This is a genomic window from Corynebacterium bouchesdurhonense (assembly GCF_900078305.2).
Taxonomy (GTDB): domain Bacteria; phylum Actinomycetota; class Actinomycetes; order Mycobacteriales; family Mycobacteriaceae; genus Corynebacterium; species Corynebacterium bouchesdurhonense.
This window is the reverse complement of record NZ_LT546028.1, coordinates 1,048,593-1,074,107: the sequence shown is the minus strand read 5'-3', so window position 1 is coordinate 1,074,107 and position 25,515 is coordinate 1,048,593. Positions and strand designations below refer to the sequence as shown.

The following is a 25,515-nucleotide window of genomic DNA, read 5'->3' as shown; positions in this document are numbered from 1 at the left end:
AGACGGGATACACTGCTGGTTGCCCCGACACGGGTGCCCGAGGCATCGGGCTGAGATCGCGCTGACGCCCGCGCGAACACCGTCTGAACCTGTCTGGTTAGCACCAGCGAAGGAAGTAAAGGAGCAGGCCATGCCTGACATCTACGCGCACGAAATCCACCCGAAGCACGCTTACGCCCCGATCCGCCAGGGCGGGCTCGAGGTGCCGGAGACCGCGATCGAGCTGGATGACTCCCCCACCGGCCCCAACGCGCCGTTCAAGATCTACCGCACCCGCGGCCCCCACGCCGAGCCGGAGGTGGGCCTGCCCGACCTGCGCGGCGGGTGGATCACCGAGCGCGGCGACACCGAGGAGTACACCGGCCGCGAGCGCAGTTTGCTTGACGACGGTCGCGCGGCCATCAAGCGCGGCGCCGCCAGTGAGGAGTGGCGCGGCGCCCAACGCGCGCCGCGCCGGGCCGCCGCTGGCAAGCGGGTGACCCAGATGCACTACGCGCGCCGCGGCGAGATCACACGCGAGATGGAGTTCGTGGCGCTGCGCGAGCACTGCGACCCGGAGAAAGTGCGCGCGGAGGTGGCCGCCGGTCGCGCCATCATCCCGAACAACGTCAACCACCCCGAGAGCGAGCCGATGATCATCGGCAACGCGTTTCTGACCAAGATCAACGCCAACATCGGCAACTCCGCCGTCACCTCCTCCATCCGCGAGGAGGTGGACAAGCTGCGGTGGGCGACCCGCTGGGGTGCGGACACCGTGATGGACCTCTCCACGGGCGACGACATCCACGCCACCCGCGAGTGGATCCTGCGCAACTCGCCGGTACCGATCGGCACCGTGCCGATTTACCAGGCGCTTGAGAAGGTAAACGGCATTGCGGAGGATCTGACCTGGGACATCTTCCGAGACACCGTGATTGAGCAGTGCGAGCAGGGCGTGGACTACATGACGGTGCACGCCGGCGTGCGCCTGCCGTACGTGCCGCTGACCTCTAAGCGCGTCACCGGCATCGTCTCCCGCGGCGGCTCGATCATGGCCGGTTGGTGCCTGGCCCACCACAAGGAGTCCTTCCTCTACGAGAACTTCGACGAGCTGTGCGAGATCTTCGCGCAGTACGACGTGGCCTTCTCCCTCGGCGACGGCCTGCGCCCCGGCTCCGTGGCGGACGCGAACGACGCGGCCCAGTTCGCCGAGCTGAAGACCATTGGCGAGCTATGCAAGCGCGCCTGGGAGTACGACGTCCAGGTGATGATCGAGGGCCCGGGTCATGTGCCCCTGAACATGATCCAGGTCAACAACGAGAAGGAGGAGGAGTGGTGCGGCGGCGCGCCGTTCTACACCCTCGGCCCCCTGGTCACGGACATCGCGCCGGGGTACGACCACATCACCTCCGCCATCGGCGCCGCAAACATTGCCATGGGCGGCACCGCGATGCTGTGCTACGTCACGCCGAAGGAGCACCTCGGCCTGCCCAACCGCGACGACGTGAAGACGGGCGTGATCACCTACAAGGTGGCGGCCCACGCCGCGGACGTGGCCAAGGGGCACCCGGGCGCGCGCGACTGGGACGACGCGATGAGCAAGGCCCGCTTCGAGTTCCGCTGGAACGACCAGTTCGCGCTCTCCCTCGACCCCGAGACCGCGCAGGCGTACCACGACGAGACACTGCCGGCCGAGCCCGCCAAGACGGCCCACTTCTGCTCCATGTGCGGCCCGAAGTTCTGCTCGATGCGCATCAGCCAGGACATCCGCGACGAGTTCGGCGACGCGATTGACGAGGCGCTGGACGACGAGAACAAGACGATGATCGCGGAGCTGGGCATCCCCACCTTCGCGGGCGGGGACGACTTCCGACGCGGCGACGCCCCCGCCGAAGCGGTCACTGACGCCCGCGAGGGCGAGCGCGAGATGGCGCGCGAGTTCCGCGAGCTCGGCTCCAACGTCTACCTCAACGAGGCGCCCAGCCAGGACGCTCCCGCTGCGCCATAATGGCCGGGTGACTACCTCCGCGAACCCCGCCCCCACCCCAGACCAGCAAGCCGCGACGGCCGATTTCATCGCGCGGCACCGAGGCGCCGCGGACGCCGAGCTGGCGGCGGCCCTGGTGCGCCACGCCGGCCAGCTGGCGCTGCGGATGCGTCAGCGCGGCCTGGGCAGCCTGGGCACCGGCTACAAGACGTCCATTTCCGACGTGGTCACCGACGCGGACCGCGCGGCGGAGGAGTTCGTCGCCGAGGCGCTGACCGCGCTGCGCCCCGCCGACGGCCTGCTGGGCGAGGAGGGCGCCGCGCGCGACTCCGCCACCGGCCGCACCTGGGTCATTGACCCGGTGGACGGCACGTACAACTTCTCGCAGGGATCAGACTACTTCTGCTCCGCCATCGCCGTGGTCGAGGGCGAGCCCGCGGGCGGCGACGTGCGCATCGGGGCGGTGCACCGTCCGTCGACGGACACCACGTGGCTCGCGGCGGAGGGCCGGGCGACGCGCGACGGGGTGGAGTTGGGGCGTTTGGAGGGGGCGTCGATAAGCGAAAAAGCTCTGGTGACGTACCTCCACCCCGCGTCCATGGGCGACGACGCGCTGCGCGAGGTGTGGCTGCGGGCGGCGCAGCGCGCGGCGACGATCCGGATGATGGGCGCGGGCTCCGTTGACCTGGCCAACATCGCCTCCGGGCAGATGGGCGGCTGGCTGCAGCACACCGTGGCGGACTGGGACTGGCTACCGGGCAAGGCGCTGGTGGAGGCCGCGGGCGGGCGCGCTGTGAAGGTGGACGCGGGCGGGGTGACGTGGTGCATCGCCGGAAACGAGCAGCTCGTGCGCGAGCTTGAAGCTACACTTGCTGCGCATGACTGAGCTCACCGACACTGCCGGCCCAGACCTCGCCCTCGCCCTCGCGCTGGCGGATACCGCCGACGCCATCACCCTCGAGCGCTTCGAGGCCGCGGACCTGCGCGTGGAATCCAAGCCGGACATGACGCCGGTCTCCGACGCGGATCTCGCCGTGGAGCGCGCGCTGCGCGAACGCTTGGCCGAGGCGCGGCCGGGAGACGCCGTGTTGGGTGAGGAGTTCGGCGGCCAGGCGGCGTTCACAGGCCGCCAGTGGGTGATCGACCCCATCGACGGCACCAAGAACTTCGTGCGCGGCGTGCCCGTGTGGGCCACGCTCATCGCGCTGCTTGTCGCCGGCCCCCCAGCCGCCGCCGTCATCTCCGCCCCCGCCCGGGCCCGCCGCTGGCACGCCGCGGCCGGGGCGGGGGCGGGGCGCAGCTTCGCCGGCGGCGAGCCGAAGCGCCCGCGAGTCTCCGCCGTGGTGGGGGTGGAGGACGCCTCCCTGTCCATCTCCTCGCTCGCCGGGTGGAAGGAGCGCGGGCTGCAGGACAACCTCATCGGGCTGAGCGAAAAGACGTGGCGCCTGCGCGGCTACGGCGACTTTCTGCACTACTGCCTGGTGGCGGAGGGCGCGGTGGACATCGCCGCGGAGCCCGAGGTGTCCCTGTGGGACCTGGCCGCGCCGGCGCTGGTGGTTACCGAGGCCGGCGGGCGCTTCACCTCGCTGGCCGGCGAGGACGGCCCGCACGGCGGCGACGCCCTGGCCACCAACGGCCTGCTGCACGACGCGGCGCTGCGCCAGCTGCGCGGGCCGGGTAGGGGCTAGGGCCCGAGACTGGGCCCGAGACTAGGGCAGGCGGAAGCCCGCGGGCAGGTTCGACAGGACGGCGTCTGCGCGGGCGGAGCCCGTGGGGGCGTGCAGCGGGCCCTGCAGCGGCGTGTGGCAGGCCAGCGCCAGGGGTTGCGGGAACATGCCGCCGTTGACCATGCCCACGAGGCGGTCTCCGATGAAGAGCGGGCCGCCGGAATCGCCCTGCATTGCGCAGACCTGGTTGATGTTCATGGAGTTGTAGTCGTACCAGGTCAAACCGCACGTGACGCCTGAGGCGACGCCCTTCTTGCACACCCGCTGCCCCGGCGGGAGCGGCGCGGAGCCGAGGTGGTTGATGGTCACGCCGTCGTAGGAGCGGGTCACCTCCGTATTCGGGTTGAGGGTGATCAGGGCGTAGTCCAGGTTGCGGTCGATGGCGGTCACGGTGCCCGTCCGGCCCAGGCCGTAGGCGTCCGCGTCGACCACTGGGTCGCCCACGTTGCCGCAGTGTCCGGCGGTGAGCGCCACCTTGCGCCCGGCGTTGTCGTAGCCGGCAACGGCCACGGTGCAGGAGAGCTGGTTCTCCCCCGCACCGACGTAGATCGGGGTGCCGGGCCCGTAGAGGGCGTTGCCGCGGGACTGTGCCCGGCGCGCCTCGTCGGGGGTGCGCGGCGCGTCGTGCAGCGAGCCGGGCACGCGGCGCAGGACGCGGTCGGCGCCGGGCTTGCCGGCCAGGACCTTGGCCGCGGCGTCGGTGCGCCACACATAGTTCGGGTCCTCCCCGGCAGGTGCGGCCTGCGCAGGCGCGACTTGCGCCCCAGCCCCCGCGCCGGCGAGGAGGAGGGCGGCGGCAGCGGCGGCCCTCACGCCGCGGCGCGCGCGGCGCTTGAGCGAGTTGATGGTTTTTGGCACGGCAACCCCTTTCACACGAGTAACACCGCCACCATACGCCACAACAGCCCGGGCGCCCGAGGATTGGGTGCGGGCTGCCCGGGGTGCGTCGACAAGCAAGGGCCCCTACCGGCGGGAGAACAGCGCTCCCGCCGCCGAGGAGGTGGCCGCGGAGCCAACGAGCACCAGCACGGTGTAGAGGATCCCGGAGATGCCAAGCATCTGCAGCACCCAGCCGAAGAAGAGCGCGCCCACCACGGCGCCTGCAATTGGCACAATCCAGCGTTCCATGGACCTCAGGGTAACAGCGCCGGCCGTGCTAAGCTCCTGCGCTGTTAAGGGGCCCGCCGCCCTCGCCGAAAGGATGCTCCCATGCGCGCCGAAGAACAGCGCCTGCTCGAGCGGTTCATGTGGCTGTCTATCGCCGCCGCCGCCGTCACCATCGCACTCAAAATCACCGCCGCGTGGGTCACCGGCTCCGTCGGTTTCTTCTCCGACGCGATCGAGTCCGTGATCAACCTCGTCGCCGCCGTGGTGGGGCTGTGGGCGCTGAAGCTGGCGGCCAAGCCGGCCGACGCCAACCACAACTTCGGCCACGCCAAGGCCGAGTACTTCTCCGCGCAGGTGGAGGGCGCGATGATCCTGGTGGCGGCGATCATCATCATTGTCACCGCCGTGGGCCGCATCCTCGACCCACAGCCGGTGGATCAGCTGGGCATCGGCCTGCTGTTCTCCGTCATCTCCACGCTGGTCAACCTCGCCGTGGGACTCGTGCTCGTGCGCTCTGGCCAGAAATACCGCTCGAGCACGCTGACCGCGGACGGCAAGCACCTGCTCACGGACGTGTGGACCACGGTGGGCGTGATCGTGGGCATGGCGCTGGTGGCCCTGACCGGCCGGGAGGTGCTGGACCCGATCGTGGCGCTGATTGTGGGCGCCAACATCCTCTTCACCGGCTACCGCCTGCTGCGCGGCGCCATGCAGGGCCTGCTCTCCGAGGCGCTGCCGGCCGAAGAGCTCGAGGTGGTGGACACCTTCCTGCGGCGCTTCGAGGAGGAGCACGGGGTGGAGTTCACCTCGGTGCGCACGGCGGCCTTCGGCCGCGACCGCCTGCTCAACCTCATCATGCAGGTGCCGGGCTCGTGGACCGTGTCGCAATCGCATGAGCTTGCCGACGCAACCGAGGCCGGCCTCGCCCAAGCCCTCGGCGGGGCGGAGACCACGGTGCACATCGAGCCGCTGGGCCACCGCGCCGCGGCCCGCGGCTTGACGCCCGGTGATACCTTCGGGGCGTGAGCCACACCCCAGCCAAGGGCGCGACTGCCCCAGCACAGCCCAGGATGCAGCCCAGGATGATCGTCCCTGACCTCGCCCGCGGGCTCGCGCTCGCGGGCATTGCCATGGCCAACGCCATCCAGGCGTGGATGATCAACGACGCCAACGCGCCCGGCGCGCCCGGTTGGACCTTGGGCGGGGTGCGCCCGGGCAGCACGGTGGACCAGGTGGCCGCGGTGCTGTCCGCGATGTTTGTGCACGTGCGCGGCCTGCCCATGTTCTCCACGCTGCTCGGCTTCGGCATCGGGCTGATCGGCGCGAGTCTTCACCGCAAGGGCTACCCGCCGCTACAGGCGAAGATCACGCTGGTGCGCCGCTACGCGCTGCTGGCCCTGTTCGGCCTGATCCACATGTTCGTCTTTTTCCACGGCGACATCTTGCTGTACTACGGCCTGATCGGCGTGGTGGTGGCGATGATGATCACGCTGCGCACGAAGACGCTGCGCATCGTGGCGTACCTCGCCCTGATGGTCCACGCGCTGATTAGCACCCTCGGCGCGGTGGGCATGTACTTCTACGCGGCGCCGAAGAAGCTGGACCACCTCATCCCCACCGCCGAGCTGGTGGACATCCCCTCCTACTTCTCCGCCAACGCCACCTCCGCGTTCACCATGTTCCTCAACGCCCCCTACGCCGTGATACAGCTCGGGGGCCTTGTCCTCCTCGGCTACGTGTGGGCGCGCGAGGGCTACCTGCAGCACGTGGACGCGCACCGGCGCGAGCTGTGGACCTGGGTTGTGGTGGGGGCGGTGATCTGCGTCGGCATCGGCGTGCCCTGGGGCCTGGCCGGCACCGGGGTCATCGACCCGGTCTTCGAGCAGCCGCTGTTCATGGCCAACCTGGCCTGGGGCCTGTTCACGGGACCTGGGATCCTCGCCGCCCTGGCGCTGGCCACCAACAGCGTGCAGCGGGGCATGCACGCGCGCGCGGCCGTGGGTGGGAGCGCCGAGGCGCCCGCGTGGGCCTACCCGTTCGTGGCGCTGGGCAAGCGCTCTATGTCGGGCTACCTCGTCCAGACCCTGCTCTTCATCGTGCTGGTCACCCCGATGGGGTTGGGGTTGCCTCGGGCTACCTCGTCCAGACCCTGCTCTTCATCGTGCTGGTCACCCCGATGGGGTTGGGGTTGGGGCTGGGGGCGTCGATTAGCGAAAAGCTCCTGGTGGGGCTCATGGTGTGGGTGATCACCCTCGCGCTCGCGGTGCTGATGGAGCACGCGGGCATAGCGGGGCCCTTCGAACAGATGCACCGCCGCCTGGCGTACGGCCCAACGAAGCGGCTGGAGCCGTACGCTGGGCCCATGGCACGTGACGCACACCCCGAAAAGACCCCCGGCGGCCCCAGCGTGAAGGACGGCGAGCTGTACGAGAAGCTGCGCGAGGAGGGCAACTCCAAGTCCAAGGCCGCCGCCATTGCCAACGCCGCGGCCAACGAGGGCCGCTCGGCCGTGGGCGAGAAGGGCGGCAAAGCCGGCTCGTACGAGGATTGGACCAAGGACGAGCTTTACCAACGCGCCCAGGAGCTGGGCATCGAGGGCCGCTCCACCATGACCAAGGATGAGCTGATCGAGGCCTTACGTGATTGACCTGCGCTGCTACTTTGTCACCGGCACCGGCCCGGACGTGGTGGAGCGCGCGCGGGAGGCGGCGGCCGGTGGCGCGGGCGTAATCCAGGTCCGCTCCAAGCCGATTTCCGCCCGCGAGCTCCATTCGCTCGCCGCCGCGGTGGCCGCCGCGGTGCGCTCGGTCTCGCCCACCGCGCGCGTGCTTGTCGACGATCGCCTCGACGTCGCCCTCGCCCTCAGAGACGCCGGTGCCGGCATCCACGGGGTGCACCTCGGCCAAGACGACCTTGACGTGCGCGCGGCGCGGCACCTGCTGGGCCCCGACGTGGTGATCGGCCTGACCACCGGCACCCGCGAGCTGGTGGAGGCCGCGAACCGGGACGCGGACGTGCTGGACTACATCGGCTGTGGACCGTTCCGCGCCACCCCCACCAAGGACTCGGGGCGCGCGCCGATCGGGCTGGAGGGCTACCCCGCCCTAGTGGCCGCCTCTGAGCTGCCGCTGGTGGCCATCGGCGACGTGACCGCCGACGACGCGTGCGACCTCGCCCGCGCCGGCGTGGACGGCGTAGCCATCGTGCGCGGGATCATGCACGCCGACGACCCGCGGGCATACGCGCGGCGTGTGGTGGCGGAGTTCGACCGCGGGGCCCGCGAGTCGGGCGGCGGTAGCCTGAAGGGGTGAAGATCGCAGTCATCGGGGCCGGCATTGTTGGCCTGTCCACCGCCCTCCCCCTTGCGGACCGCGGCCACCGCGTCACCGTGTACGACCCAGCGCCCGCCTCCGGCGCCTCCCACCACGCGGGCGGGATGCTCGCCCCCACCGCCGAGGTGGTGTACAAGCAGGACCCCCTCTTCCCGCTGATGCGGGCAGCGGCCGCGTGGTACCCGGAGCTGATTGACCTAACGGCACGCTACACCGGTGAGCCGACTGGGTACCGCACCGAGGGCACGCTGGTGGTTGCGCGCGACCGAGCCGACGGCACCCACCTGGAGGAGCTGCGCGCGTACCAGGAGCTGCACGGCATGGAAGCGGAGCGCATCACCACCCGCCAGGCGCGGCAGCTGGAGCCGGCGCTCTCTCCCGCCCTGGCCGGTGCGGTGCAGATCGCGGGCGACCACCAGGTGCAGCCGCGGCGCTTCACCCGCGCGCTGATCGCGGCGTGCGAGGCCGCGGGTGTGGAGTTCGAGCCCCGCGCGGTCCATGACGTGGAAGACGTGGACGCGGAGCAGGTGCTCATCGCGGCCGGCCTCGGCGCGGCGGGCATCACCGGCTGGTACGAGGGCGCGAACCCGCTCGACCTGCGCCCCGTGTACGGAGACATCCTGCACGTGCGGGTGCCGGGCCACCAGTACCCCCTGCTCACTCGCGTAGTGCGTGGCTTTGTGGAGGACCGCCCCGTCTACCTCATTCCGCGCGAAGACCGCACGCTGACCATCGGCGCCACCACTCGCGAGGACGGGCGCGACCAGCCGCAGGTGGCGGGGGTGCACCAGCTGCTTCGCGACGCAATCGAGATCTGCCCCGCCATCGAAGAGTGCGACCTGGTGGAGGCCACGGCCGGTGCCCGCCCCGGCTCGCCCGATGACCTGCCCTACCTGGGCCGGGTGGGCGAGCGGGTGACCGTGTCCACCGGGTACTTCCGCCACGGCATCCTGCTGGCCGCGATGGCGGCGCGCTGCGGGGCGGACCTGGTGGAACAGACCCTGCCGCCGATATCGTTGGAAGCGTGTGACCCATTGCGGCACGCGCGATGAATTAGGAGGAGAAGATGCGAATCACCGTCAACGATGAAGCCCGCGACACTGGAGCGGCCACCGTGGCAGAGCTGGTGCAGGAGGTGCTCGGCGAGCTGCCTGCCGCCGGCACTGCCGTAGCACTCGGCGGCGAGGTGGTACCGCGCTCCGAGTGGTCGAGCACTAGCCTGAGCGAGGGCGCCGCCGTGGACATCCTCACCGCGGTGCAGGGGGGCTAGGGCCGTTGCTTGAGATTGCCGGGAAGCAGTTCGATTCCCACCTGATCATGGGCACGGGCGGCGCCAGCTCCTTCGACATGCTGGAGCGGGCGCTGGTGGCATCGGGCACGGAGCTGACCACGGTGGCCATGCGCCGCCACGCGGCGGGTTCGGGCTCGGGCGAGTCCGTGTTCGACCTGCTGCGCCGCCTCGCCATCGCGCCGTTGCCCAACACGGCGGGCTGCCGCCCGGCGCGCGACGCAGTGATCACCGCCAAGCTCGCCCGCGAGGCGCTGGGCACCGATTGGGTCAAGCTCGAGGTCATCGCTGACGACCGCACCCTGCTGCCGGACGTTGTGGAGACCGTGGACGCGTGCGAGATGCTCGTGGCGGAAGGCTTCACCGTACTCGCCTACACCTCGGACGACCCGGTGGCCGCGAAGCGGCTCGAGGACCTCGGCGCCGCCGCGGTCATGCCGCTGGGCTCGCCCATCGGCACCGGGCTGGGCATCTTGAACCCGCACAACATCGAGCTGATCTGCTCGAGGGCCGAGGTGCCAGTGCTTATCGACGCAGGGCTAGGGACCGCCTCCGACGCAACCCTGGCCATGGAGCTCGGGTGCGCAGGCGTGCTGCTCGCCTCGGCCGTGAACCGCTGCCAGGACCCGGTGGCGATGGCAGAGTCGATGAAGCTGGCCGTGGAAGCGGGGCGGCTGGCGCGGGCGGCGGGGCGCATCCCCAAACGCGAGCACGCCGTCGCATCCTCCACCTTCGAGGGCCTGGCCAGCTGGGCCGACGCCGTTTTGTAAACGACTTTGTATAAGGAGACCATCATGAAATTCCTCGCACTGTCCACCAGCGCCCACCGCTACACCGAGACCGGCATGCGCACCGGCATGTGGCTGGGCGAATACACGCACTTCTACGACGTGATCACGGAGGCCGGCCACGAGGTGGACCTGGCCAGCGTGGAGGGCGGCGTGGTGCCGATTGACCCGGTGAGCCTGCAGCCGCCGGTGATCCAGCTCGGCGGCACCAACAAGCGCTACGCGGACGCCGGCTTCATGAGCCAGCTCGATGACACGCCCGCCGTCGCAGATGTGGATCTAGCGGGCTACGACGGCATCTACCTCGTCGGCGGCCACGGCACCCTCTTTGACTTCGGCCGCGACGAGGTCTCGCGCGCCGTGGCGCACTTCGCCAACGCCGGCAAGATCGTCTCCGCGGTGTGCCACGGCCCGGCGGGCCTGCTCGGTGTGGAGGTGGACGGCGGCGGCACCCTCATCCAGGGCAAGCGCGTGACCGGCTACTCGTGGGCCGAGGAGAAGCTGGCCCGCCGCGCCGACGCCGTGCCGTTCAGCCTGGAGGACAAGCTCGCCGACGAGGCCGCCGACTACTCCACCGCCACGATCCCAATGACCAAGCACGTGGTGGTGGACGGCACGCTGGTCACCGGGCAGAACCCGATGAGCGCGGCTGGGGTTGGGGAGGCGGTGCTGGGGTTGCGTCGCTAAGCAACGAGCCCCTCCTGGCGGCGCACCGTAGAGCGCCGCGCGAACCACGCGGCCGCGAACGAGAACACGAGCGAGACCAGCACGCCCAGGTTCGCATCCGCCCACTGCTCGCCCACCAGCGGCAGCAGGTAGCCCTGCCAGTTGTTCCAGGCGGCCTCCTCGGCGAACGCGTTGGCCACCAGGCCCCAGCCCAGCACGGAGGCGATGGCCATGATGGCGATGGAGACCCAGTCCACCGAGCCGTAGCGGCCCGACGGGGCGTAGAGCGCGGCCTCGTCGTAGTCCCGCGTACGCGTGAAGATATCGGCAATGAGGATGCCGGCCCAGCTTGCCAGCGGCACGCCGAGGGTGATGAGGAAGGACTGGAAGGGTCCGAGGAAGTCCTGGGCGAAGAACACCACCCAGATCGTGCCGGCGGTGAGGATCACGCCGTCGATGGCCGCGGCGGCCGGGCGGGGGATGGTGATGCCGAGGGTGATCAGCGTCAGGCCCGAGGAGTAGATGCCCAGCACCGCGCCGGAAACCAGCGCCAGCACGGCCGCGATAAGGAAGGGCACGAGCACCCAGGTGGGCAGGATGGTGGCGAGTGCGCCGATGGGGTCGGCGGCGATGGCGTCCGCGAGCGCCGCGTCCGAGCCGGCGAGCAGCAGGCCGAAGATGATCAGCACCACCGGGGCGATGGCGCCGCCGAAGGTGTTCCAGAAGATGATGGCGCCATCCGGCGTGTCCCGGCGCTGGTAGCGCGACCAGTCCGCGGCGATGTTGATCCAACCCAGGCCGAAGCCCGTCATCACCATCACCAGCGCGCCGATGACCGCGCTCGCGGAGCCGGCGGGGATCGAGCGCACCGCGCTGAGGTCAATGTGCGGGATGGTTAGCGCGGCGTAGAGCACTGTGATCGCGCCGGTGAGCCAGGTGAGCACCGACTGCAGGCGCATGATGGTGTGGTAGCCCAGCACGGACGCGCCGACGATCAGCGCCGCCACGATGAGGGTGGCCACCACCTGCGTCCCCGCCCCCGGCTCGGCCCCGAGCTGGCGGGCCGTCTCTTCTATTTTAGTCGCAAGCCGCCGCCGCCCCGCAGAGGCCGCCGCGCGAGAGTGCGGCGGCGGCGTCGGGTGTGTATAAGCGCGCACCCTGGACAACTGCGGGGTACCCGTGCCGGTGGGCGAGCCCGTGAAGCGCGCCGTGGCGCTCGAGCAGGGCGCCTCCGACACGCTGCTCATGCTCGGCGCCGGCGGGCAGATCGCCGGCGTGGGCCACCAGAAGGACACCCCACCCGAGGGCATGCAGACACCGCCGATTCTCTCCCCCGCCATCCCCACCGCCGAGCAGATCCGCGCGGCGGACGCTGACTTTGTATACTCCCCCTTCGCGCAGGTGTGGACGGCCGATGCCGCCGGCACCCGCGAAGAGTGGCAGCGCCTCGGCGTGCGCACCTACCAGTCCAACACCGAGTGCCGGGACTACGGAGACAATGCCGGCCAGTCCGCGTTCTCCCTGATCAAGAAGGACATCAGCGAGCTCGGCGAGCTCTTTGGCCGCGAGGACGCGGCGGCGGAGCTCGCGCAGCGGCTGGACAGCGCGGTCGCGGGCGCCAACCAGGCGCCGGACGGCACCACCTTCCTGCTGCTCTACTCCAGCCTCGGCGGCGCCCCGTACGTGGCCGGCGGCCCCTCCATCCCCACCGAGATGGGCGAGGCCGTGAACATGACCAACGTCTTCGCGGGCGTGAAGGAGGAGTGGCCGCAGGTGTCCTGGGAGGCGCTCGCCTCTGCGGATCCGGACGTGATCGTGCTGGCGGACCTGCCGGTGCGCGGCAAACCCGGCGACACGTGGCAGGAGAAGGTGGCGGACCTGGAGGCCAACCCGGGCACGAGGAACCTGCGGGCCGTAAGAGAGCACCGCTACATCATCATCAACGGCGTGACCACCTCCGCTTCGGCCCGCTCCTACCAGGGCCTTGAGCAGTGGTCGGATGCCGTGGGCACCGGGATCGCGGGCTAGCCGTGTCCGCCGCGCCCGCCGCACCCGCTGCGTCCGCTGCACCCGCCGCGCCCGCCGCGCCGCGCCGCCCGCGCGCCCGCACCGCGTACGGGCTCGCCGCCCTCGCCGCCTTGGTCGCACTCGCGGCGGCGATCGTGTGCTCCCTGCCGCTCGGCTCGAGCGACATCGGGCTGTCGGATCTAGCGCACCCCGAGCGCCTGTCCGAGCTGCAGCGCTCCGTGATATGGGAACTGCGCCTGCCCCGCGTGCTCATGGCCGCGTGCGTGGGCGCGATCCTGGCCGTGTGCGGCGCGGCAATGCAGGCCATCACGAGCAACGACTTGGCGGACCCGTACCTGTTGGGCATCTCCTCGGGGGCGTCGACAGGCGCGGTCATCGCGATCGTCTTCGCCAGCTTCCAGTGGGGCGTGATCGCGGGCGCGGCGATCGGGGCGGTGGCGTCGTTTGTCCTGCTCATGGCGCTACTGCGGGGAAGCAAGGCGGACACCACCCGCGTCGTGCTCACCGGCGTGCTGGTGGGCTACCTCTTCCAGGCAGTCACGTCGCTCATCGTCACCGCCTCCGGAAATGCGGAATCCACCCGCGGCATCATGTTCTGGCTGCTGGGCATGCTCTCGGCCGCGCGCTGGACCACGCTCGCCGTGGTCGCGGCTGCGGGCGCGGTGGGGTGCGCAGTGCTGTGGTCGATGTCCGGGCGCCTGGACGGGCTCCTACTCGGCCGCGCCACCGCGGAAACCATGGGCGTGCCCGTCACCGCCGTGCGCTACACGGTGCTGGTCACGGTCTCCCTGCTCACCGCCGCCACGGTGGCTTCGGTGGGTGCGATCGGGTTTGTGGGCCTTATCGTCCCGCACGCGGTGCGCATGCTGGTGGGCCCGCTGCACGCCCGGCTCATCCCGCTCGCGGCGCTGGTCGGCGCGGTGTTCCTGGTGGTCGCGGACGCCATCGCGCGGGTGGCGTTCGCGCCGGTGGAGCTGCCGGTGGGTGTGGTCACGGCGCTGCTCGGCGTGCCCGTCTTCTTCCTCATCCTGCGGAGGATCACCCCGTGATCGGCGTCGACGTGCGGGTGCGCCGCGGCGGGTTCAGCCTCGACGTGCGCGCTGAGATCCCCGGCCCCGCGGTGGTGGGCATCGCCGGGCCGAACGGCGCCGGCAAGTCGACGCTGCTCCACGGAATGGCTGGCGTCCAGGAGTCCGAGGGCTCCGTGACGTACAACGGCGCCGAGCTGCGCCGGATGCCGCGCCGCGAGCGGGTGCGCGCCGTGGCGTACGTGGAACAACACCACGGCGCCCCGCCCGACATCACCGTGGGCCAGTTGGCGGCCATGGGTGCCAGCGCCGGGCAGGGCGCATTCTGGCGCACTGCCGCAGGGGCGCCCGCGGTGGACGCGGCGCTCGCCGCCACCGGCCTGACGGGCTTGCGCGGCCGCTCGCTGCGCACGTTGTCCGGCGGCCAGCTCCAGCGCGCGATGATCGCGCGCGCCCTCGCCCAGGACTCGGAGCATGTGCTTCTCGACGAACCCACCAACCACCTCGACCTCCGCCACCAACACGAACTCATGCTGCTGTTGCGCGAGGTCATGCGGCGGCGCGGCAGCACCGTGGTCACCGCGGTGCACGACCTAGGGCTTGCGGCCGCCTACTGCGATCTGTTGCTGGTGCTCGATGGCGGCCGCGTAGCCGCGTTCGGCCCGCCCCGCGACGTGCTCACCCCGGATCTGCTTCGCGGCGTGTTCGGCGTGGACGGCGCCTTCGAGGACGTCGCCGGCGCTCCCACGCTGGTGGTGCACGGGCCGCTGCCGCGTGTCCGGGGCGAGGGGCCGGTGGTTCAGGGTGGATAAGGTGAACCACATGGAGACGCCGAGCCACGCCCACGTGCGCGACCCCGAGGAGTGGGCCGCCGTGTTCAAGACCCTCGGCGACCCGACCCGGCTCAGCCTGCTCAACGCCATCCACGGCGCGGGCAACAACCAGCTCGGGGTGACCGAGCTGGCCCACCGCACGGGTACCCGCGTGGCCACCACCTCCGCCGCCCTGCGCGCCATGGAGAAGATGGGCACGGTGCGCTCCGTGCGGGAGGGCCGCGGCATCTACTACGGCATCGCCGACGAGCGGATTCACCGCCTCCTCCACTGGGCCGCCGACCAGCAGTAACGCCGCGCTATGCCGCGCATAGTCGCTATGCCGCGCATAGTCGCTATGCCGCACATAGTCGTTATGCCGCGCAGAGTCGCGCTAGTACTGGCGCAGTCCTATAGGCCCCTGCCCCCGCACGCGCCGGCGCACCACGTTGCCGGCTGCCTGCACGGCCCGCATCAGCTCCTCGGTGCGGTCCCCCACCGCGCGCACCACAAAGCCGGGCGCGTCGCACGCGGAGACGGAGGCCTCGACGCCGCCCTCGGCGCGCACGGCGTCGCGAACCTCGCGCACCAGCGCGTCGTCCACGGCCGGGTCGAAGCAAATGGCGGTGGCGAAGTGGGTACGCCCGCCGAGATACGTGGGGGCACGCATCGCCTCAAGGTCCTCGCCCGGCGCGATCCGCAGGTTGTCCACCAAGGCGAGCTTGCCGCCCACGCGCACCTCGGTGCGCAGCCGGGCCTGGCGGTAGCGGAACTGCGCGCCGTTCGGGGACCAGCCGGGGGTGACCACGTCGGTGAAGAAGGCGCTTGCGGCGGGGTCTAGGTCCACACGCATCTCCTGGCGGAAGTCTGCGTCGCGGTAGAGGATCAGCTGGTCGGGCACGTACTCGAGCACGGCGCCGGCGCCCACGCGGAAGGCGATGCGCTGCGTCACGCAGCTGTCTGGGGTGCGGTAGACCTTGGTGGCGGACTGGTCCGTGAGCAGGACCGACGCGCCCTCCTCCACGTCCACCGCGATGCGGTAGGTGTCGCTGCCGACGTAACCGCCGCCCGGGTTGGCGGTGATGTAGTACACCTGCCCAGAATCGTCCAGGTAGTGCGGACGCACCACCTTCAGCGCGCCGGCGTGGAACTGGCGCGTGGCCACGGACTTGCCGCCGCTTAGGCCGATGCGCAGCTCCAGCTCGCCGGTAGTCGCGCCGGGCACCGCGCCTGCTGTTTCCACCACGGCCGGCTAGGCCTTCAGGTCCTGCATGAGCACGTCGTGGCGGATCCAGTCCAGCACGCCGTCGAGGCCCTCGTCCGTCTTCAGGTTGGTCAGCACGAAGGGCTTGTCGCCGCGGAACTGTTTGGAATCCTCCGCCATCACGTTTAGGTCCGCGCCGACGTGCTCCGCCAGGTCGGTCTTGTTGATGATGAAGAGGTCGGACTTGATCATGCCCTGGCCGGCCTTGCGCGGGATCTTCTCGCCCTGGGCCACGTCGATGATGTAGATGGAGAAGTCCACCAGCTCCGGCGAGAAGGTGGCGGAGAGGTTGTCGCCGCCGGACTCGATGAACACCAGCTCCAGGTCCGGGTGGCGGTGCAGGAGCTCCTCGTAGGCCTCCTCGTTCATGGAGGTGTCCTCGCGGATCGCGGTGTGGGGGCAGCCGCCCGTCTCCACGCCGATGATGCGGTCTGGCGGTAGCACGCCCTCGCGCGCCAGGATCTTCGCGTCCTCGGTGGTGTAGATGTCGTTGGTGATCGCGGCCATGGACACCTCGCCGTCGAGGGCGCGGGTGATGCGCTCTACCAGGGCCGTTTTGCCGGAGCCGACCGGGCCGCCGATGCCAACCTTCACTGTGCTGGGTGCGTCGCTCATTTCGTGCGTTCCTCTCTCAACTCTTAGGACATAAACATGCGGGAGCGGATGTACTCGTGCTCCATCTGGGCGATCTCCAGGCGGGGGAAGGACACACCGAGATCCTCCTCGCTGCGCGAGCACGTCAGCTCCGCCAGCTGCGGGAGGTCACTGTACATCTGAACGATGATGCGCTGCCCCGCGTCCTGGCCCAGCGGGATCGCCCGGATTGCGTTCTGCGTCATCGAGCTGGCCATCTGCATCAGGTACGCAGCCGCCGCGGTGCGCTCGTCCACGCCCGCGGCCCGCAGCACCAGGCCCGCGGCGATGCCGGGATTGCCCATGTAGCGGCGCTCGCGCAGGCCCGCGTCGTACTCGGCCACCAGCGGGTCGTCCGGCTCGATGATGCGCGCCACCTTGGCCATGCGCTTGCCCATGGCGCGCATCGCGGCGCGTTGTTCGCTTGCGGTTTGCGTCGAAAAGCAAAGCTCATCGAGGGACGCAAGCTTGTCGACGCTCCCGATACGCAAGCCCAGCACCACCGCCAGCGCCTCCCCGTACGTGGCCTGGCGCAGGTAACCGCGCAGCCAGGTGAGGAAGCTGCCGGCGTCGGTGACGTCGCCGGCCTGCACGGATGTCTCCAACCCCGCCGAGTGGGAGAACGCGCCGGTGGGCAGCGCCGAGTCGGTGAGGTGCCACACCACCAGGTTCGCCCGGGCGCTAGTGGGTGTGCTCAGCATGGCGGAACGCCTTGGGCATCACGTGCTCGCCCCGGCTGTAGGCCACCCCGAGGTGGTCGAGCAGGTGCTCCACGGTGTGGTCGTAGCGCACCACCATCGCGCCGCCCTCCGCACCCGGGAAGTCATCTGCCGGCCCGAAGAACTGGGCTTGCAGGTGGCGGTTGCCCAGCGCGTGCGCCACGCGAAGCGCCTCCTCCACGGTGGCCGGGGTGATCACGATAACGTCCACCGGCGCCATCGCGGCGACGATCAGGCCGTCTGCGGTGCGGGCGAGGATGTCGCCGTCCTCGAGCTCGCGAACCGAGGCGTCGAGGCGCAGACCCAGCTCGGTGCCGGTCTCGGTGGTCACGCGCTGGATGCGCTTGACGCGCTGCTCGTTGTCGAACACCACGCGGTCCGCCACAGTTGTGCCCGCGGCCTCGGTTCCTTCGTCACGGATATTGCCCAGAATTGCAGTGACAATCATGCAGTCTCCTTATCTCACGCCCCTAGAACAGGAAGTAGCGCTGCGCCATCGGCAGGACGGTGGCGGGCTCGGAAGTGATCAGTGTGCCGTCCACGGTGAGCTGGTAGGTCTCCGGGTCCACCTGGATATCCGGCGTGGCGCTGTTGTGCTTCATGTCTTTCTTGGACACGTTGCGCATGTTCTTCGCCTTCATGTACACACGGCCGGTGCTCAGCACCTCCGGCACACCCGCCCGGTACGCGGCGGCGGGCAGGAACGTCACCGAGGTGTGGCTCGCCGCCTGGCCGTAGGCGCCGAAGGCGTAGCGCGTGGTGCGCGGCTCCGGCGTGGGGATCGACGCGTTGGCGTCGCCCATCATGGAGCGCACGATCACGCCGCTTTTCAGCACCATTGCCGGCTTCACGCCGAAGAACGCCGGGTCCCACAGCACCAGGTCGGCGAGCTTGCCCTCCTCCACCGAGCCGACGGCGTGGGAGACGCCGGTGGCGATGGCCGGGTTGATGGTGTACTTGGACACGTAGCGCTTGATGCGGTTGTTATCGTTGCCCTCGCTGTCGCCCTCGAGCGGGCCGAACTGCTCCTTCATGCGGTGCGCCACCTGCCAGGTGCGCAGCACCACCTCGCCCACGCGGCCCATGGCCTGCGAGTCGGAGGAGGTGATGGACAGCGCGCCCATGTCGTGCAGCACGTCCTCGGCGGCGATGGTCTCGCGGCGGATACGGGAATCGGCGAAGGCCACGTCCTCCGGCAGGTCCGGGTTGAGGTGGTGGCACACCATGATCATGTCCAGGTGCTCGTCCAGGGTATTGACCGTGTACGGCAGGGTCGGGTTGGTGGACGCCGGCAGGACGTTGGGCAGGCTGGCCAGCTTGATAATGTCCGGCGCGTGCCCGCCACCCGCGCCCTCGGTGTGGAAGGTGTGGATGACGCGGTCCCCGATGGCCTTGACGGTGTTGTCCACAAACCCGCCCTCGTTCAGGGTGTCGGTGTGGATGGCCACTTGGACGTCCATCTCGTCGGCCACGAACAGGGCCGTCTCGATGCTGTTGGCGGTCGCGCCCCAGTCCTCGTGGATCTTCAGGCCGATCGCGCCCGCGCGGATCTGGTCCCGCAGCTGGTTTGGGTCGCAGGAGTGGCCCTTGCCCAGGAAGCCGACGTTGACGGGGAAGTCGCGGCTGGCCTGGATCATCATCTTGATGTTGGCCGGGCCCGCGGTCACGGTGGTGGCCTTGGAGGACTCAGCGGGGCCGATGCCGCCGCCGATCATGGTGGTGGTGCCGTTATCCAGCGCCGCCTCTACCTGCTCCGGGGAGATGAAGTGGATGTGGGAGTCCACGGCGCCGGCGGTGACGATCTTGCCCTCGCCGGCGATCACCTCGGTGCTCACGCCGATGACAATGTCCACGTCGTCCTGGATGTCCGGGTTACCGGCCGCGCCGATCTTGATAATGCGCCCGTCCTTGATGGCGATGTCCGCCACGTAAATGCCGGTGTGGTCGATGATCAGCGGGCCCGTGATCACCACGTCGGGCACCTCGGAGTTGCCGGCCCAGCTGGAGTTCTGGCCCATGCCGTCGCGGATGACCTTGCCGCCGCCGAAGGTGACCTCCTCGCCGTAGTGGGTCAGCGTCCTCTCCACCCGGGCGATCAGGTTCGTGTCTGCCAAGCGCACACCGTCCCCCGTGGTCGGGCCGTACAGCTCGGCGTGCTGGCGGCGCGGCATCTCAAATGACATTGCTTGCGGCCTTTCTGTGGTGAGTGAGTCCCGGCTAGTCCAGGGGCCCGTTGATCTGGCTGTTGAATCCGTGCACTTGGCGGGTGCCGCCGTAATCGATCAGCTCCACGGTGCGGCTGTCCCCCGGCTCGAGGCGCACCGCCGTGCCGGATGGGATGTCTAGGCGCTTGCCGCGGGCGGCTTCGCGGTCGAACTCCAGCGCGGAGTTGGCCTCGGCGAAGTGGAAGTGGGAGCCAACCTGCACCGGGCGGTCGCCACGGTTGGTCACCTCCAGGGTGATCGACTCGCGACCCGCGTTCATGGTCAGCGGCCCCTCGTCGGAGATGAAGTACTCACCGGGAATCATGGCGGCTGCCTCCTAGCGGATCGGGTTGTGGACGGTGACGAGCTTGGTGCCGTCGGGGAACGTCGCCTCGACCTGCACGTCTGAGATCATTTCGGGCACGCCCTCCATCACGTCGTCGCGCCCGAGCACCTCCACGCCCTCGCTCATGAGCTGCGCCACAGTCTTGCCGTCGCGCGCGCCCTCCAAAATGAAGTCAGTGAGCAGCGCCACCGCCTCCGGGTGGTTGAGCTTTAAACCCCGCTCTTTGCGGCGCCGCGCCACGTCCGCGGCCACCACGATGAGCAACTTTTCCTGTTCGCGCTGTGTCAGATTCATTTCCGCTCCTTTTACGGCAACGATCGTAAGCCTTCGTACCTTCGAGTGTGACCTTTGGCACCCAATAGGCCACCGACGCTTCTACATTTGTGGGTATGCAACCCCTACCGCCCCTGCCTCGGGAAGAACTCGCCCGCACCGCCCGCCAAATGAACCTGCCCGGCTTCGGCCCCGAGCAGCAGGCGCGGCTCCACGCCGCACACGTCCTGGTGATCGGCGCCGGCGGGCTCGGCTGCCCGGTGATGCAGGCGCTGGCCGCCACCGGCGTCGGTGAGATCACGGTGATTGACGATGACGTGGTGAACCTGTCCAACATCCACCGCCAGATCCTCTTCGGCGCGCCCGACGTGGGCCGCAAGAAGGTGGAGGTGGCCGCCGAGCGCCTGCGCGAGCTGCAGCCAGGCATCACCGTGCACGCCGTGGATGCGCGCCTGGACGAGGGGAATATTCTCGCTTCGCTCGAGGGCATCGATGTGCTTATCGACGGCTCCGACACCTTCACCACTAAATTCCTCGCCGCCGACGCCGCCGAAATCTCGGGCACGCCCCTGGTGTGGGGGTCCGTGCTGCGCTACCGCGGCGACGTGGCCCTGTGGTGGTCCGGCCCCGGCGCGCCCGCGGACGGCGCGGGGATGCGCGACCTCTACCCCGCCCAACCGGACCCGGACTCGGTGCCGGACTGCGCCACCGCCGGCGTGCTCGGCGTAACCACATCCGTGGTGGGCTCGCTGATGGCCACCGAGGCGGTGAAGTTCCTCGCCGGCGTGGGCAAGGCCGAGGTGGGCCGCCTGCACATGTACGACGCGCTCACCGCGTCCCTGCGCCACTTCACGGTGCGGCGCGACCCGGCGCGGGCGCTGGTGACAAGCCTCGGCACGTACACCGCGGCGTGCGCCGCGCCCGGCGTGGAGCGCCGCGAGACCCGTGAGGACCGGGTGGGCCGCGAGCTGATCGAGCGCCTGGCCCGCGGGGATGCGCAAAGCCTGGACGTGCGCGAGCCGCACGAGAAGGTGTTGGAGGACATCGCGTCGACCGGGCCGAACCTGCCGATGAGCGTGGTGGAGGCGGACCCGGAGGCCGCACGCATTGCGCTCGCTTGGTTCCGGCCAGGGACCGAGGTGGTGGTGTACTGCGCGTCGGGGAGGCGGTCGCAAGGGTTCGTCGATAAGCACCAGCCCCTGGCCGGCGAGCTGGGCCTGACCCTGGTCTCGCTGCCCGGCGGCGTGCAGCGCTGGGGAAATCCTGACATACTTCGGGCATGAAAACTTTCTCCCACATCGCCGCGGCCGCACTCGCCGCAACGTCCGTGCTCGCTCCCGCCGCGGGTGCCGCCGAGTGGCCCGCCGGCTACCGCCAGCTGCCCGCACAGGCGCCCTACGCCACCATTGCCAACCAGCAGGACACCGTTCGCTGCGGGGTGTACAACGTGGACGGGAAGGACTTCGTGCACTGCCTCAGCCTCGTGGACACCATGCCTGGGCACCAGTGCCGGGAGCGCTACGGGCAGGCCAACGCCATGAACTTGGGCAAGGGCGACGCGTGGGACTGCGCCGACACAAACGCGTTCGCGGGCGCGCCGAAGATGGGCAACCTGCAGGTGCGCGCCTTCGGCAGCGCGGTGGTGGCCAGCGACGCGCGCGGCAACTTCTACGTTGCGGACCGCGGGCTGAAGCGCGTGATCCGCGTGGGCGAGGTCAACGACATCTACGCCGACGGCGGGCGCGTCCTCGCCTTCGACTCGCCGCTGCGCGGCTCGGGGTTAAGGGTCAGAATGTGTGTCCGGAATCGGTGATTTCCGGGACCTGACCTCGTTCTTCAGCGAAAGTATACGCTTCCAGGGCGTATACCGAGCTGGGGTCGGCGAAATCCTCGGTGTGGCAACCGGGATGTGGTATGCGCTTTTGGTGTTGTAGCCCAATGCCAAAGAACCGACCACGCTGCCACTGCGGCGCTGAAATGAAACGCAACGGCACCACATCTAAAGGCACAACCCGGTGGCGGTGTAAAGCCTGTGGCTTCTCCGCCTCCAAAAAGCGCCCCGACGTCACCAACGCCGCCACGTTCGCCCAATTCATCACGCACTGCACCACCACGGAGACCCTCTCGGTCACCGCGAAACGACTCGGCGTGAGCCGCTCCACACTGAAACGGCGTTTCACCTGGTGTTGGCTCGTTGACGTGCCTGATCCCACCATCAGTCACACCGGGCGCGTCTACGACCAGATCTTCATTGACGGCACCTACACCGCAGGCGGGTGCCTTATCGTCGCCGCAACTATCGACCACGTCATTGCCTGGCACTGGTGCTACCGGGAAACCAGTCGCGACTACCAACACCTGCTCTCACGTATCCCCGCCCCCTTGATCGTTGTGCTCGACGGTGGGCAAGGCGCAGCAAGCGCGATCAAAACGTGTTGGCCAACTACCAAAGTGCAGCGTTGCTTAGTTCACGCTCAACGCGTTGTGCGCCGCCACACCACCTCGCGCCCGCGCACCGACGCAGGACAAACGATCTACCGGCTGGCGCTCAACCTCACCCAGATCACCACATTGGACCAGGCCGCCACCTGGGGTGGGCAGCTGCATGAATTCTCCACCATCTACCAAAAATGGATGAACGAGAAAACCAGAAGCAAAGACCCCGCAACCGGAATGTGGGTCACCACCTGGACCCACGCAAACGTGCGCAAGGCCTACAACAGCCTCAATCACCTGTGGCGAAACAACCTGCTGTTTGTCTACCTCGACCCACCCGAAGGCGTACTCGATCCCGCCCGAGTCAAAGCCACAACCAACAGTCTTGAAGGCGGGATCAACGCCCAAGTCAAAGCACTTGCCCACGCCCACCGCGGGCGCACCAACGAGCACCAACGCCGCATGCTCGACTTGTGAGCGCTCTTCGAAATGTAGCCCACTGGCGCTCTTTGAAAAGTAGCCCAGTGTGGTCTTGGGTTATTGTGCCTGATGTGGTTGCGGGGCGGGGGTTGTTGCGGGGATTTCCCTGCCTTTGATGCGGTGGCTGGTGCCGCGGTGTTGGAAGATTTTGGCGTGGTGGACAATACGGTCAACCATCGCGGTGGCGACAGTGACGTCGCCGAAGCATTGCGCCCATTGGGAAAATGCCAGGTTGGACGTGACAATGATGGAGCCGTGTTCGTACCGGCGGGACACGAGTTGGAAGAACAGGTTCGCGGCGTCGGCCTCAACTGGGATGTAGCCGAGTTCGTCGATGATGAGCAGGTGGTAGCCGCTTAAGCGTTTCAAGGTTGGTTCCAACCTGCCCATCGCGTGTGCTTCGGTCAGCGTGTTGACCCACCCGGCGGCGGTGTCGAACAAGACCCGGTAGCCTTGCTGGGCTGCGGTGACGCCGAGTGCTGTGGCGAGGTGTGTTTTACCGGTGCCGGGCGGGCCGAGGAGGACGACGTTTTCGGCGGTGGCGACCCACGCGCCCGTTTCAAGACGGGCGATCTCTGCCCGGTCGATTGCGGGTTGGGCGGTGAAGTCGAAGTCGGCGATGGTTTTTATCGAGGGGAAGCCGGCGCGTTTGACGCGTTGGGTGGCGCCGGATTCTGCTCTGGCGGTGGCTTCGACAGACAGCACTGCGGCGAGGTATTCCTCGTGTGTCCAGGATTCGGCGCGGGCTTGTTCCGCGATGGTTGCGTGGATGCTGGCGATGCGGGGTGTTTTGAGCTGCCTGGCGTAGCGGTTAATTGTTGCGGTGGTGTCGTGTGCTGGGGTGCGGGTCATGCCGTGGTCCTTTTCGCAGGGCTTGAGGTGATGCGGTCATAGACGGTGAGGTCGGCGGCGGCGATGTCGAAGCTGGGTTTCGGTGCAGGCGTGGTTGCGCGCTGCTGGCGCATTGCTTTGGCCGCGGCCTGGTGGGCGGGGTCGGTGATTGTGCGGCCTTTCGCCCAGATTCTTTGGTGGGAGGCGATTGTTTCCCCGCCCGGGCCGGTCACGATGACCTGGTGCAAGGTGGTGTGCACCGTGACGAGTCGGTCGACGTAGGCGGGGTCGACGCTGTAGTGGTTGGTGTCGACGGTGACGTAGTAGTTACGCGGCAGCCGCACTGCGGGGCGGGTGCCGAAGGTCGGTGTGTATGGCGGTAGCGGCCGCATCCCGGCCCGATCTGTGGCGAAGGCTTCAGCTGGTGAAGTCTTCAACACCGCGTGTGTTCTCACGTTGGCAACGGTGGTGAACCAGTCGTCGAGCTGGGCTTGCACATCCTTCGGACTGGTGAAGCGCCGTGCCGGGAAGAACGAGGTTTTCATGTACCCGTTGGTGCGCTCAACGATGCCTTTGGATTCCGGGTCCCTGGGTGGGGTTTGCACGATCTTGCAGCCCAACGCGCCGGCGAACGCGATCACCGGTTCGCACAGTCTGGCTCTGCCGATGCCGGATTCGCGGTCCCACACCAGTCGGGTGGGAACCCCTGTGAAGGTGTGCTCGAGGAGATCCCACATCCCGGCCAGAAGGTCGTCGGTGGTGCGCGACGGCAAGATCCGCGCCCCGGCGAAACGGGAATGGGAAGCAACCATCACCAACACCGGCAGCTTGCGAAACGCTCCGGTGTCATCGGGCAGCCCGCCCGGAGCGAACGTCAGGTCGCACTGGATCTCATGTCCCGGCAGGTGGTCCAGCGTGTCGACCGGATCTGGTGGAAGGTATTCCGGGCGTATTTTGGCTACGTTTTTGCGGAACCATGATTCTGACCCTTCCCAACCGACGCGCTGAGCGATGACTTTCGCGTTCAACCGGGGCGACTCGGCCAACAGGGCGCGCACCGCCGGCTCATAAGCGTCGAAACTCGTTGACCTGGCCGGGCGTGGAGAGTACTTCGGGGGAGAGTCAGACGTCAGAGCGCGTTCAACGGTTTTCTTCGCGCAGCCGACTTCCTCAGCGATCTTCCTGATTGATAGTCCCTGCCCACGCAGGAACCGAATTTGAGCCCATTGATCCAAAGAAATCACCCATCCAATCTTTTTCGGATGGGCTACATTTCGAGGAGCGTTTTGGGCTACTTTTCAACGAGCGCTGACACGACTGGTGGCTGTATCTGAAAACAGAACTGCCTGACGACCCCATCAAGATCGCCAGACAGTCCAACTGGGGAAAGGATCAACTCGCCAAAGTCCAGATCCTGACCCACGACGAGAACCGCGCCGACCACGAAACAGGACGACCAGCCCTCTACGACAACGCTATCGACACCAACTACAACCACTCAACAGGCATCCAAAAAGGCCAGATCTAACCCCAGCGACACGCCGACGCCAGACACACTTTTTGACCCTTAACCCGCGCCTCGTCCTA

Annotated in this window: 29 protein-coding genes, 2 pseudogenes and 1 riboswitch; of the genes and pseudogenes, 19 read left to right on the top strand and 12 right to left on the bottom strand. The window is 68.8% G+C overall.

Annotated elements, in window-relative coordinates; genetic code table 11:
- Positions 1-19: 19 nt before the first annotated feature.
- Positions 20-132, top strand: a riboswitch (TPP riboswitch).
- The 3 genes from thiC to BN4252_RS09855 all read left to right on the top strand — a co-directional run bounded on the left by thiC (position 131) and on the right by BN4252_RS09855 (position 3,654).
- Positions 131-1,987, top strand: a complete 1,857-nt coding sequence (gene thiC / locus BN4252_RS09865) for a phosphomethylpyrimidine synthase ThiC (protein ID WP_066530216.1) — start codon at positions 131-133, stop codon at positions 1,985-1,987. It overlaps the preceding riboswitch by 2 nt.
- 7 nt (positions 1,988-1,994) lie before the next feature.
- The gene (locus BN4252_RS09860; RefSeq protein WP_066530213.1) at positions 1,995-2,852 is read left to right on the top strand and encodes an inositol monophosphatase family protein; all 858 of its coding nucleotides are present in this window, start codon (positions 1,995-1,997) and stop codon (positions 2,850-2,852) included.
- Positions 2,845-3,654, top strand: coding sequence for an inositol monophosphatase family protein (locus tag BN4252_RS09855; RefSeq protein WP_066530929.1), 810 nt, complete (start codon positions 2,845-2,847; stop codon positions 3,652-3,654). The genes BN4252_RS09860 and BN4252_RS09855 overlap by 8 nt, the downstream gene beginning before the upstream one ends.
- 21 nt (positions 3,655-3,675) lie before the next feature.
- Here the strand turns inward: BN4252_RS09855 and BN4252_RS09850 are convergent, their stop codons facing one another.
- Together BN4252_RS09850 and BN4252_RS09845 are read right to left on the bottom strand one after the other, a co-directional pair.
- Entirely contained in the window at positions 3,676-4,551 is an 876-nt protein-coding gene (locus BN4252_RS09850) for a S1 family peptidase (RefSeq protein WP_230208629.1), read from the bottom strand.
- Positions 4,552-4,656: 105 nt separating this feature from the next.
- Positions 4,657-4,821 (bottom strand): glycerol dehydrogenase, encoded by a 165-nt coding sequence (locus tag BN4252_RS09845; protein WP_066530207.1) that lies wholly within the window; start codon positions 4,819-4,821, stop codon positions 4,657-4,659.
- A gap of 81 nt (positions 4,822-4,902) precedes the next feature.
- Here BN4252_RS09845 and BN4252_RS09840 point away from each other — a divergent pair, with 81 nt between their 5' ends.
- The 8 genes from BN4252_RS09840 to BN4252_RS09810 all read left to right on the top strand — a co-directional run bounded on the left by BN4252_RS09840 (position 4,903) and on the right by BN4252_RS09810 (position 10,895).
- On the top strand, positions 4,903-5,826 hold the full coding sequence (locus tag BN4252_RS09840; RefSeq protein WP_066530202.1) for a cation diffusion facilitator family transporter: 924 nt from the start codon (positions 4,903-4,905) through the stop codon (positions 5,824-5,826).
- The gene (locus BN4252_RS11595; RefSeq protein WP_392389931.1) at positions 5,823-7,046 is read left to right on the top strand and encodes a DUF418 domain-containing protein; all 1,224 of its coding nucleotides are present in this window, start codon (positions 5,823-5,825) and stop codon (positions 7,044-7,046) included. The genes BN4252_RS09840 and BN4252_RS11595 overlap by 4 nt, the downstream gene beginning before the upstream one ends.
- A gap of 116 nt (positions 7,047-7,162) precedes the next feature.
- On the top strand, positions 7,163-7,447 hold the full coding sequence (locus BN4252_RS11480; RefSeq protein ID WP_066530925.1) for a DUF7218 family protein: 285 nt from the start codon (positions 7,163-7,165) through the stop codon (positions 7,445-7,447).
- On the top strand, positions 7,440-8,111 hold the full coding sequence (locus tag BN4252_RS09830) for a thiamine phosphate synthase (protein ID WP_066530200.1): 672 nt from the start codon (positions 7,440-7,442) through the stop codon (positions 8,109-8,111). The genes BN4252_RS11480 and BN4252_RS09830 overlap by 8 nt, the downstream gene beginning before the upstream one ends.
- A complete protein-coding gene (gene thiO, locus BN4252_RS09825) occupies positions 8,108-9,184 on the top strand; it encodes a glycine oxidase ThiO (protein ID WP_066530195.1) in 1,077 nt (358 codons plus the stop codon). Before BN4252_RS09830 ends, thiO begins: the two co-directional genes overlap by 4 nt.
- A gap of 14 nt (positions 9,185-9,198) precedes the next feature.
- The gene (thiS, locus tag BN4252_RS09820; protein ID WP_066530193.1) at positions 9,199-9,402 is read left to right on the top strand and encodes a sulfur carrier protein ThiS; all 204 of its coding nucleotides are present in this window, start codon (positions 9,199-9,201) and stop codon (positions 9,400-9,402) included.
- Positions 9,403-9,407: 5 nt separating this feature from the next.
- Positions 9,408-10,190, top strand: a complete 783-nt coding sequence (locus tag BN4252_RS09815) for a thiazole synthase (RefSeq protein WP_066530191.1) — start codon at positions 9,408-9,410, stop codon at positions 10,188-10,190.
- Positions 10,191-10,214: 24 nt separating this feature from the next.
- Complete coding sequence (locus BN4252_RS09810) at positions 10,215-10,895, top strand: type 1 glutamine amidotransferase domain-containing protein (RefSeq protein ID WP_066530188.1); 681 nt, start codon at positions 10,215-10,217, stop codon at positions 10,893-10,895.
- Here BN4252_RS09810 and BN4252_RS09805 read toward each other — a convergent pair.
- Complete coding sequence (locus BN4252_RS09805) at positions 10,892-11,896, bottom strand: purine-cytosine permease family protein (protein WP_222859817.1); 1,005 nt, start codon at positions 11,894-11,896, stop codon at positions 10,892-10,894. The two genes, BN4252_RS09810 and BN4252_RS09805, sit on opposite strands and share 4 nt — an antisense overlap.
- Positions 11,897-12,059: 163 nt before the next feature.
- On the opposite strand from BN4252_RS09805, the gene BN4252_RS09800 reads away from it, so the two are divergent.
- The 4 genes from BN4252_RS09800 to BN4252_RS09785 are packed head-to-tail and all read left to right on the top strand — an operon-like array spanning position 12,060 to position 15,055.
- Entirely contained in the window at positions 12,060-12,902 is an 843-nt protein-coding gene (locus BN4252_RS09800; RefSeq protein ID WP_230208628.1) for an ABC transporter substrate-binding protein, read from the top strand.
- A gap of 2 nt (positions 12,903-12,904) precedes the next feature.
- On the top strand, positions 12,905-13,951 hold the full coding sequence (locus tag BN4252_RS09795; RefSeq protein ID WP_078056888.1) for a FecCD family ABC transporter permease: 1,047 nt from the start codon (positions 12,905-12,907) through the stop codon (positions 13,949-13,951).
- A complete protein-coding gene (locus BN4252_RS09790; RefSeq protein WP_066530184.1) occupies positions 13,948-14,742 on the top strand; it encodes an ABC transporter ATP-binding protein in 795 nt (264 codons plus the stop codon). Before BN4252_RS09795 ends, BN4252_RS09790 begins: the two co-directional genes overlap by 4 nt.
- A gap of 10 nt (positions 14,743-14,752) precedes the next feature.
- Complete coding sequence (locus BN4252_RS09785; protein WP_066530921.1) at positions 14,753-15,055, top strand: ArsR/SmtB family transcription factor; 303 nt, start codon at positions 14,753-14,755, stop codon at positions 15,053-15,055.
- 81 nt (positions 15,056-15,136) lie between these two features.
- Here BN4252_RS09785 and BN4252_RS09780 read toward each other — a convergent pair whose 3' ends face one another.
- Genes BN4252_RS09780 through BN4252_RS09750 form a run of 7 tightly spaced genes read right to left on the bottom strand, consistent with a single transcriptional unit; the run spans position 15,137 to position 20,202 of the window.
- The gene (locus BN4252_RS09780) at positions 15,137-15,988 is read right to left on the bottom strand and encodes an urease accessory protein UreD (RefSeq protein WP_066530182.1); all 852 of its coding nucleotides are present in this window, start codon (positions 15,986-15,988) and stop codon (positions 15,137-15,139) included.
- Between the two features lie 6 nt (positions 15,989-15,994).
- On the bottom strand, positions 15,995-16,621 hold the full coding sequence (gene ureG / locus BN4252_RS09775; protein WP_066530179.1) for an urease accessory protein UreG: 627 nt from the start codon (positions 16,619-16,621) through the stop codon (positions 15,995-15,997).
- Positions 16,622-16,644: 23 nt separating this feature from the next.
- On the bottom strand, positions 16,645-17,340 hold the full coding sequence (locus BN4252_RS09770) for an urease accessory protein UreF (RefSeq protein WP_066530176.1): 696 nt from the start codon (positions 17,338-17,340) through the stop codon (positions 16,645-16,647).
- Positions 17,321-17,806 (bottom strand): urease accessory protein UreE, encoded by a 486-nt coding sequence (locus BN4252_RS09765; RefSeq protein WP_066530175.1) that lies wholly within the window; start codon positions 17,804-17,806, stop codon positions 17,321-17,323. The genes BN4252_RS09770 and BN4252_RS09765 overlap by 20 nt, the downstream gene beginning before the upstream one ends.
- Positions 17,807-17,828: 22 nt before the next feature.
- Positions 17,829-19,541: an urease subunit alpha gene (ureC, locus tag BN4252_RS09760; RefSeq protein WP_066530170.1), complete on the bottom strand. Its 1,713-nt coding sequence runs from the start codon at positions 19,539-19,541 to the stop codon at positions 17,829-17,831.
- Positions 19,542-19,575: 34 nt separating this feature from the next.
- Positions 19,576-19,887, bottom strand: coding sequence for an urease subunit beta (locus BN4252_RS09755; RefSeq protein WP_066530162.1), 312 nt, complete (start codon positions 19,885-19,887; stop codon positions 19,576-19,578).
- Positions 19,888-19,899: 12 nt separating this feature from the next.
- Positions 19,900-20,202 carry an urease subunit gamma gene (locus BN4252_RS09750; RefSeq protein WP_066530160.1) on the bottom strand — a complete coding sequence of 101 codons (303 nt, stop codon included), beginning with the start codon at positions 20,200-20,202 and terminating at the stop codon, positions 19,900-19,902.
- Between the two features lie 95 nt (positions 20,203-20,297).
- Here BN4252_RS09750 and BN4252_RS09745 point away from each other — a divergent pair, with 95 nt between their 5' ends.
- From BN4252_RS09745 to BN4252_RS09735, 3 genes and pseudogenes are all read left to right on the top strand, one after another.
- Positions 20,298-21,464 carry a ThiF family adenylyltransferase gene (locus BN4252_RS09745; protein WP_066530158.1) on the top strand — a complete coding sequence of 389 codons (1,167 nt, stop codon included), beginning with the start codon at positions 20,298-20,300 and terminating at the stop codon, positions 21,462-21,464.
- Complete coding sequence (locus BN4252_RS11210) at positions 21,461-21,994, top strand: hypothetical protein (protein WP_066530156.1); 534 nt, start codon at positions 21,461-21,463, stop codon at positions 21,992-21,994. The genes BN4252_RS09745 and BN4252_RS11210 overlap by 4 nt, the downstream gene beginning before the upstream one ends.
- Positions 21,995-22,119: 125 nt before the next feature.
- Positions 22,120-23,088: pseudogene (locus tag BN4252_RS09735) on the top strand (IS1249 family transposase); the annotation flags it as partial.
- Positions 23,089-23,154: 66 nt separating this feature from the next.
- Here the strand turns inward: BN4252_RS09735 and istB are convergent.
- Positions 23,155-23,949 (bottom strand): IS21-like element helper ATPase IstB, encoded by a 795-nt coding sequence (istB, locus tag BN4252_RS09730; protein ID WP_066530151.1) that lies wholly within the window; start codon positions 23,947-23,949, stop codon positions 23,155-23,157.
- Positions 23,946-25,172: an IS21 family transposase gene (gene istA / locus BN4252_RS09725; RefSeq protein WP_143341181.1), complete on the bottom strand. Its 1,227-nt coding sequence runs from the start codon at positions 25,170-25,172 to the stop codon at positions 23,946-23,948. Before istA ends, istB begins: the two co-directional genes overlap by 4 nt.
- Positions 25,173-25,243: 71 nt before the next feature.
- Here istA and BN4252_RS11130 point away from each other — a divergent pair.
- Positions 25,244-25,456, top strand: a pseudogene (locus BN4252_RS11130) (IS1249 family transposase); the annotation flags it as partial.
- Positions 25,457-25,515: the final 59 nt, after the last annotated feature.